The sequence below is a fragment of the Staphylococcus sp. HMSC62B09 genome (assembly GCF_001839115.1).
Classification (GTDB): Bacteria; Bacillota; Bacilli; order Staphylococcales; family Staphylococcaceae; genus Staphylococcus; species Staphylococcus haemolyticus.
Window position 1 is genome coordinate 39321 of the sequence record NZ_KV840170.1, and the last position, 8859, is coordinate 48179.

An 8859-nucleotide genomic window follows, 5' to 3' on the forward strand; every position below is an offset into this window, starting at 1 on the left:
TAACACGGGTTCGAGTCCCGTAGGAGTCACCATTTTTTAGGTCTCGTAGTGTAGCGGTTAACACGCCTGCCTGTCACGCAGGAGATCGCGGGTTCGATTCCCGTCGAGACCGCCATTTAATAATTTTATAGTAATTTACATTTAATTAGTGGAGGAATACCCAAGTCCGGCTGAAGGGATCGGTCTTGAAAACCGACAGGGCCTTAACGGGCCGCGGGGGTTCGAATCCCTCTTCCTCCGCCATTATAATTAAAATCCAAGACTAATAAATATAAAAAAGACAAGTACTCAATTTATAACATATTGAGTACTTGTCTTTTTTATTGCCTCCGAAGTCAGTGATAAATTTAATGCACAAATTAGCACACAATAATGAAAACCTTTACAAAACTTGTCTAGACAAGTTATACTTGAGTTATTATAAACAAGGGAGTGAAGGGTGTGGCTGTAAAAAGAAAAGACGTGCAAGACATCGTTAAAGCAATTGGTGGGAAAGAAAATATTGACACTGCAACACATTGTGTTACTCGATTGCGTTTAGTTTTAAAAGATGACAATAAAGTCGACAAAGATGCATTAGACGACAACGCACTTGTCAAAGGCCAATTTAAAGCGGATAACCAATACCAAATTGTTATTGGGCCTGGTACTGTAGACGAAGTATATAAGCAATTTATTCAAGAAACGGGTGTAGAAGAATCGTCAAAAGATGATGCAAAAGCTGCTGCATCGAAGAAAGGTAATCCGTTACAACGACTTATAAAATTATTGGGAGATATTTTTATACCGATTTTACCGGCATTAGTTACAGCGGGTCTTTTAATGGGGATTAATAATTTACTTACCATGAAAGACTTATTTGGTCCTAAACCACTTGTGGAACAGTTTCCGCAGTTAGGTGATATATCAAATATTATTAACGTAATTGCAAGTACAGCATTTATCTTCTTACCAGCTTTAATTGGTTGGAGTAGTATGAAAGTGTTTGGTGGCAGTCCTATTTTGGGATTGGTACTAGGGCTTATTTTGATGCATCCACAATTAGTCTCACAATACGATATTGCTAAAGGACATATTCCGACATGGAATCTTTTTGGCTTAGAAATTAAGCAATTAAATTATCAAGGTCAAGTGTTGCCTGTTTTAATTGCGGCCTATGTCTTATCACTCATTGAAAAAACATTAAATAAAGTTGTTCATGATTCTATTAAAATGTTGGTTGTTGGACCAGTAGCGCTACTCGTAACAGGTTTCTTAGCATTTATTATTATTGGTCCGATTGCACTTGCAGTAGGTACAGGTATAACTGGAGCAGTACAATTTGTCTTTGAGCACGCTGGTTGGTTAGGCGGTGCACTTTATGGTTTCTTTTATGCACCACTTGTTATTACAGGATTACACCATATGTTCTTAGCAGTAGATTTCCAATTAATGGGTAGTAAACTAGGTGGTACATATTTATGGCCTATCGTTGCGATTTCTAATATTTGCCAAGGTTCGGCTGCTTTTGGAGCATGGTTTATTTATAAACGACGTAAAATGGTAAAAGAAGAAGGTTTAGCATTAACTTCAGGTGTATCATCATTTTTAGGTGTTACAGAGCCTGCAATGTTTGGTGTAAACTTACCGTTAAAAGTACCTTTCTTCGCTGCTATTTGTACATCAAGCGTTTTAGGTGCCATTATTGGCGCTAATAAGGTGTTAGGCAGTGTTGGTGTAGGTGGTGTTCCAGCATTCATATCAATCCACAGTGAATTTTGGTTCATTTATATACCAGTCACATTACTTGCCATGGTGATACCAGCTATTTTGACAATCATCTTTGCAAGATTTACAACAATTAAAGCTAAAAAAATGGTGGCAACGCCAGACGAAGCTGTAGCGAAATAATTAATATAAATGAAGACGTTCAAATTTCACATGTTAAGTGTTTGAGCGTCTTTAATGCATATAAAACTATAATTAAATGGAAGGTGACTATCTATGGCACATAAAGATTGGAAGCAATCGGTAGTTTATCAAATTTATCCTAAATCATTTAACGACACTACAGGTAATGGTGAGGGTGATATAAATGGCATTATTGAGAAGTTGGACTATATTCAATATTTAGGCGTCGATTATATTTGGCTAACTCCTGTTTATGAATCCCCAATGAATGATAATGGGTACGATATTAGTAATTATTTAAAAATAAATGAACGCTTTGGTACATTGGAAGATCTTGAAACTTTAATAAGCGAAGCGCATAAGCGTGATTTAAAAGTCATGTTAGATATAGTTATTAATCATACATCTACAGAACACCAATGGTTTAAAGAAGCGATTAGTTCTAAAGATAACCCTTATCGTGATTATTATTACTTCAAGCCTTCTCAAGATGGCCCTCCAACTAATTGGGAATCTAAGTTTGGTGGAAATGCTTGGCAATATGATGAGAAGACGGATGAATATTATTTACATTTATTTGATGTTACACAAGCAGATTTAAATTGGGATAATGAAAAGGTTAGACAATCTTTATATGAGGTTGTTAATCATTGGATTCAATTTGGTGTAGATGGTTTCCGCTTTGATGTAATTAATCTTATTTCAAAAGGTGAATTTAAAGATTCACCACAAATTGGTAAAGAATTTTATACTGACGGTCCACGTGTACATGAATATCTCCATGAACTTAATCGTCATACGTTTGGTGATAAAGATATGATGACGGTAGGAGAAATGTCCTCTACAACAATTGATAACTGTATCAATTATACAAGACCAGATCGACAAGAGTTAAGTAGTGTCTTTAATTTCCATCATTTAAAAGTAGATTATGTCGATGGAGAAAAGTGGTCGAACGCTAAATTAGACTTTTTAAAATTAAAAGAAATTTTGATGGATTGGCAAATTGGAATATTTGAAGGTGGAGGATGGAATGCGATTTTCTGGTGTAATCATGATCAGCCACGCGTTGTTTCTCGTTTTGGCGATGATTCTACAGAAGAGAATCGTCAAGCAAGTGCTAAAATGTTGGCAATCGCATTACACATGTTGCAAGGAACACCTTATATCTATCAAGGTGAAGAAATTGGCATGACAGATCCACACTTTGATTCTATTCAGCAATATCGCGATGTCGAGTCGCGTAATGCTTACGATAATCTAGTGCAACAAGGTATTGATGAAAGTGAAGTTCTAACAATTTTAGGTCAAAAATCACGTGACAATTCTAGAACACCTATTCAATGGACATCGGAGAAACAAGCAGGTTTCACTTCAGGTACGCCATGGATTGATATTCCTAACAATACAGAACACATTAATGTAGAAGCGGCAATCGAAGATACTACCTCTGTACTACACACGTATCGCGAACTTATCAAATTACGTCATGAACACGATATCATCACGTATGGTGATATCGAGCCGATGTATATGGAACATCCACAGTTATTCATTTATCGTCGAAATTATGACAACCAAACGTGGCTAGTCGTTGCTAACTTTTCAAAAGAAACAATAAAATTACCTGAAGACCTTAATAGTGAGGGGACGACGATAATTCAAAGCGGTACAATAGAAAATGGTGAAATATCTCCATTTGGTGCAGTAGTGATTAATGTTCAATAAAAAGTAAATAGGTTGATGTAATGGAGAAACAAATGGCAACACAAAAATTCATAACAATATATGAACAACTTAAACAACGAATACATGAGGGCGAATATACATACGGACAACAACTACCTTCAGAACATGAATTATTAACGCTGTACGGAGCGTCACGTGAGACTGTTAGAAAAGCATTAGATTTATTAGCAAATGATGGCATGATTCAAAAAATTAGGGGTAAGGGGTCCATTGTAATAGATCAAGGTATCACGGAGTTTCCGTTCTCAGAATTGATTAGCTTCAAAGAAGTGCAAGAGGAACTTGGTCTCAAGCATGAAACGGAAGTGCTCATTAACGAATTGGTTAAAGCAAACTCAGTTCCTCATGTTAAAAAGCAATTGAATATTAGTAATGATGATGTACTAATCCATGTAGTACGCACGAGAAATGTCAATCAAAAGGTCAAAATTTTGGATGAAGATTACTTTTTAACTTCAATAGTATCCGATATTTCGAATTCAGTGGCAAAAGATTCTATATATCATTACTTAGAAACGCAATTAGGATTAGATATCAGTTATTCAAGTAAGTCGATTACCTTTGAGCCTTTTACTGAAAGAGAATATGATGTTTTTGGGAAAATACAACCGCCATATACCGCAACAGTGAGAAGTGTCGTTTATTTAAATAATACGATGCCATTCCAATACAATGTGTCGAAGCATTTAGCGACAGAGTTTAAATTCCAAGAATTTTCAAGACGACACAAATTATAAGATGAAATTGTACTGGTTTCGATTCATTGAATTACTAATTTAAACTTTACGCTTGCAATCTGAAGAAAGTTTATAGTATTATAAAACTTACCGTGCTAGGTGGGGAGGTAGCGGTTCCCTGTACTCGAAATCCGCTTTATGCGAGACTTAATTCCTTTGTTGAGGGTGTGTTTTTGTGAAGTCTGCCCGAAGCACGTAGTGTTTGAAGATTTCGGTCCTATGCAATATGAACCCATGAATCATGTCAGGTCCTGACGGAAGCAGCATTAAGTGGATCCTCATATGTGCCGTAGGGTAGCCGAGATTTAGCTGTCGACTTCGGTAACGTTTGTGATACACACTCGATTCGAAGGTGTACGGTTTTTTAATATTTTAAACTAACCGAGACAAATAAAATTTTAAATATAAATTTAAGTGAGGAGTAGGACAGGAATTTTTATGAATTCATTGTCCTGCCCTGGCAAGATTGACTAAAATTAAAAATGCTTGTTATAAGTGTAGTTTTAATTCAGTCAACTACTGCCAATATATAATTGTAGCCTGAGACATTGATTTTGTCCCAGGCTCGTTTTTTGTATAGAATATGTATGAATGAGTATAAAATGGGAAAGTGGTTTGTTCGAATATAAAATGGGGACCGCTCGGACTAATCAAAGGGGTGTCATTATGCGACTGTTCTTAAGTACATTAACTGAAATGGATTATATTGAAACATTAAATAAGATTGAATCAAGTTACGATGACAAAGATCAAGGTGTTGGTCAAAAGCAAAGAGAACTCATTTCAAGATTACGCAGAGCATTAAACTATAATTATGAACTTGAAGTGATTGCAAAAAATGAAGCTGGCGATATTATAGGGCACATCATGCTCAGTGAAATTAACCTAAAGGCGGATGATCAACGGTACAAAGCTTTGGAATTAGCTTCTCTTATAGTAGATAAACCATATCGTAATGAGGGATTAGGTAAAGCTTTAGTTCAAGCTGTTGAAGAACGTGCTAAATCTCAACATTATACGACTATTGTTGTGGGATGTTGCCCGGCATATTTCGAAGAAGTAGGTTATGAACCGGCGGACAAACATAATATTTTTTCAAAAGAAACCAATCCATCCGCTTTGCGTGTGAAATTCTTATGGAATCAACTGGATGAATACCCCCATGGCATTGTTCAAGATGCTGATATGACTTAATAAATTCATTGAAACTTAGATGATAATGCGTGATATAATGTAGAGTAATTGTTAACGGAGGTGCGGATGTGAATTATCAAGCTTTGTATCGAATGTTTAGACCCCAAAGTTTCCAAGATGTTGTGGGTCAAGAACATGTAACTAAGACGTTACGTAACGCCATTTCCAAAGGTAAACAGTCTCATGCCTATATCTTTAGTGGGCCTCGTGGGACTGGTAAAACTAGTATTGCTAAAGTATTTGCTAAAGCGATAAACTGTTTAAATCCTCAAGACGGTGAACCATGTAATGAATGTGCGATATGTAAAGGCATTACACAAGGTACGAATGGTGATGTTATCGAAATTGATGCTGCGAGTAATAATGGTGTAGATGAGATTCGAAATATTAGAGATAAAGTGAAGTATGCACCTAGTGAGTCGAAATATAAAGTGTATATTATTGACGAGGTACATATGCTAACAACTGGGGCTTTTAATGCGCTATTAAAGACGCTTGAAGAACCACCAGCACATGCCATATTTATCCTTGCTACAACTGAACCACACAAAATCCCGCCTACAATTATTTCGCGTGCACAACGTTTTGACTTTAAAGCGATTGGTACTGAACAAATTACTGATCGTTTACGCTTTGTCGCTGAAGAACAACAGTTAGATTATGATAATGAAGCACTTGAGTTTATTGCGAAAGCATCTGAAGGTGGAATGCGAGATGCATTAAGTATCATGGACCAAGCTATCGCATTTGGTGATGAGCACCTTACGCTACAAGACGCATTAGACGTAACAGGTAGTGTAGATGAAGCGGCTTTAAATGAATTATTTAAAGATGTCGTTGATGGTAATGTTAAAAATGCATTTACACGCTATCATCAATTTATTTCTGAAGGAAAAGAAGTTAACCGTCTTATAAATGACATGATTTATTTTGTTCGCGATACAATTATGAATAAAACTGTAAATAATCACGCTGAATTTGATGCGTTAATGAATTTTGATTTAGACATGCTCTATCATATGATTGATATTATTAATGATACATTAGTTTCAATACGATTTAGTGTGAATCAAAATGTTCACTTTGAAGTACTATTAGTGAAAATTGCTGAAATGGTGAAATCACAACCTGATACCGTTACTAATGTAGCAACGACTCAAGTTGCATCACAACCTAATAACGAAGTGTTATTGCAACGTATGGAACAATTAGAAAATGAACTGAAAACACTTAAAGCACAAGGTATTGCTCAAGCAAGTTCTAAACAACAATCATCACAAGCAAACACACGTGGTAAACGTCAGAATAAAGGCACATTTTCAATGACAAATATTGCTAAGGTATTAGATGAAGCAAATAAAGAAGATATTCAATTATTGAAGAAACATTGGCTAGAAGTAGTAGATTATGCGAAAAAGAATGATAAAAAATCATTAGTAAGTTTATTACAAAACTCAATTCCTGTAGCTGCTAGTGAAAAACGAGTATTAATTCAATTTGATGAAGAAATTCACTGTGAAATTGTGAATAGAGATGATGAGAAAAGAACTAGCATTGAAAATGTAGTAAGAAATATCATCAATAAGAATGTTGAAGTAGTTGGGGTCCCTTCAGATCAATGGATGAGAGTGCGAACAGAATATATTAATAATAGAAAACAGTATGATAAAGAAGAACATCAAACGCCATCTGATGATAGAGAAGAGCAACAAGACACTGATGTAGCACAGAAAGCACGTGATTTATTTGGAGAAGAAACAGTTCATTTAATAGACGAAGAATAGAATTTATTTTATGAATAGAATGAACTTACTTTAGTTAGTGAATTGTCGAAATGGGTCATGAAACAGAGATACATGACAATAAATATAAACGTATGTATAATAAAATATAAATTAAAAGATAATGTCAATACATTCAAGGAGGAAATGATATTATGCGCGGTGGCGGAAATATGCAACAAATGATGAAACAAATGCAAAAAATGCAAAAGAAAATGGCTCAAGAACAAGAAAAATTAAAAGAAGAACGCATTGTAGGTACAGCTGGTGGTGGCATGGTAGCAGTTACAGTTACTGGTCATAAAGAAGTTGTAGATGTTGAAATTAAAGAAGAAGCAGTAGATCCAGATGATATTGAAATGCTACAGGATTTAGTTTTAGCAGCAACAAATGAAGCGATGAACAAAGCTGACGAATTAACTCAAGAACGTTTAGGTAAGCATACACAAGGCTTAAACATTCCGGGAATGTAATTATAGATGCATTATCCAGAACCGATATCTAAATTAATAGATAGTTTCATGAAACTGCCAGGCATTGGTCCCAAGACGGCTCAACGTCTGTCATTTCATACTTTAGATATGAAAGAAGACGATGTAGTCCAATTTGCTAAAGCATTGGTAGATGTTAAACGTGAGCTTACCTATTGTAGTGTATGTGGACATATAACTGAAAACGACCCTTGCTATATTTGCGAAGATAAGCAACGTGACCGTTCAGTTATATGTGTGGTCGAAGATGATAAAGATGTTATTGCAATGGAGAAGATGAGAGAATACAAAGGTCTCTATCATGTATTGCATGGATCTATCTCCCCGATGGATGGCATTGGGCCTGAAGATATTAATATCCCAACTTTAATAGATAGATTAAAAGATGAAGAGGTTAAAGAATTAATATTGGCAATGAATCCTAATTTAGAAGGTGAATCAACAGCAATGTATATATCTAGATTAGTGAAACCTATTGGAATTAAAGTAACTAGATTAGCTCAAGGACTTTCAGTAGGTGGAGATTTAGAATATGCAGATGAAGTTACTTTATCTAAAGCAATAGCTGGAAGAACAGAAATGTAAAATAGGATCGCTATTTACAAATTGTCAGTAAATATAGCTATTAAAGTTATATTTCGATTTGTAATAGCGATTTTTTAATTTATCTTAAAAAAATCGTAAATTTTTTAAAGTTTGTTATTTGAGTGAATAAAGTGTTGAATATAGGGTATTACATTCCAATTTCTTTTTAAATACGAACAATAATTTATTTAAATATATATTTAGTTCGTTTATTAAGGTTTTATATAGATTTTTAATTATTGTTAGTGTAATTTTTACCATTGTTAAAACGACTGAAAGCCTGTATAGTATATATTTGTTGAACGAAACAAATCAACGAACATTAAAACACTTCAAAAATTAATAAAAAGTTATTGACTTTAAAGTTAATAACGAGTATAATTAATTTTTGTGGTAATAAAAATGAACATTGAAAACTGAATGACAATATGT

At 34.7% G+C, this 8859-nt stretch carries 7 protein-coding genes, 2 tRNA genes and 1 other RNA gene; all 10 read left to right on the forward strand.

The features are described from left to right. The first annotated feature begins 39 nt into the window (after positions 1-39). Positions 40-115 (forward strand) — tRNA-Asp (locus HMPREF3265_RS12015). A 35-nt stretch (positions 116-150) separates the two neighbouring features. Further along, positions 151-243: transfer RNA gene (locus HMPREF3265_RS12020), tRNA-Ser, on the forward strand. Positions 244-441: 198 nt separating this feature from the next. Continuing rightward, positions 442-1890, forward strand: a complete 1449-nt coding sequence (gene treP, locus HMPREF3265_RS12025) for a PTS system trehalose-specific EIIBC component (protein WP_070442185.1) — start codon at positions 442-444, stop codon at positions 1888-1890. A gap of 93 nt (positions 1891-1983) precedes the next feature. Then, a complete protein-coding gene (gene treC, locus HMPREF3265_RS12030) occupies positions 1984-3618 on the forward strand; it encodes an alpha,alpha-phosphotrehalase (RefSeq protein WP_070861744.1) in 1635 nt (544 codons plus the stop codon). 32 nt (positions 3619-3650) lie between these two features. Beyond that, positions 3651-4376, forward strand: coding sequence for a trehalose operon repressor (treR, locus tag HMPREF3265_RS12035; RefSeq protein ID WP_037552567.1), 726 nt, complete (start codon positions 3651-3653; stop codon positions 4374-4376). Between the two features lie 90 nt (positions 4377-4466). Further along, positions 4467-4736: signal recognition particle sRNA large type (gene ffs, locus HMPREF3265_RS12040), an RNA gene on the forward strand. 306 nt (positions 4737-5042) lie between these two features. After that, positions 5043-5570 carry a GNAT family N-acetyltransferase gene (locus tag HMPREF3265_RS12045; RefSeq protein WP_070861745.1) on the forward strand — a complete coding sequence of 176 codons (528 nt, stop codon included), beginning with the start codon at positions 5043-5045 and terminating at the stop codon, positions 5568-5570. 68 nt (positions 5571-5638) lie between these two features. Beyond that, on the forward strand, positions 5639-7354 hold the full coding sequence (gene dnaX / locus HMPREF3265_RS12050; RefSeq protein WP_070442174.1) for a DNA polymerase III subunit gamma/tau: 1716 nt from the start codon (positions 5639-5641) through the stop codon (positions 7352-7354). A 152-nt stretch (positions 7355-7506) separates the two neighbouring features. Beyond that, positions 7507-7824 carry a YbaB/EbfC family nucleoid-associated protein gene (locus HMPREF3265_RS12055; protein ID WP_001213992.1) on the forward strand — a complete coding sequence of 106 codons (318 nt, stop codon included), beginning with the start codon at positions 7507-7509 and terminating at the stop codon, positions 7822-7824. A gap of 6 nt (positions 7825-7830) precedes the next feature. Then, a complete protein-coding gene (recR, locus tag HMPREF3265_RS12060) occupies positions 7831-8427 on the forward strand; it encodes a recombination mediator RecR (RefSeq protein ID WP_070442172.1) in 597 nt (198 codons plus the stop codon). The last annotated feature ends 432 nt before the right edge of the window (positions 8428-8859 follow it).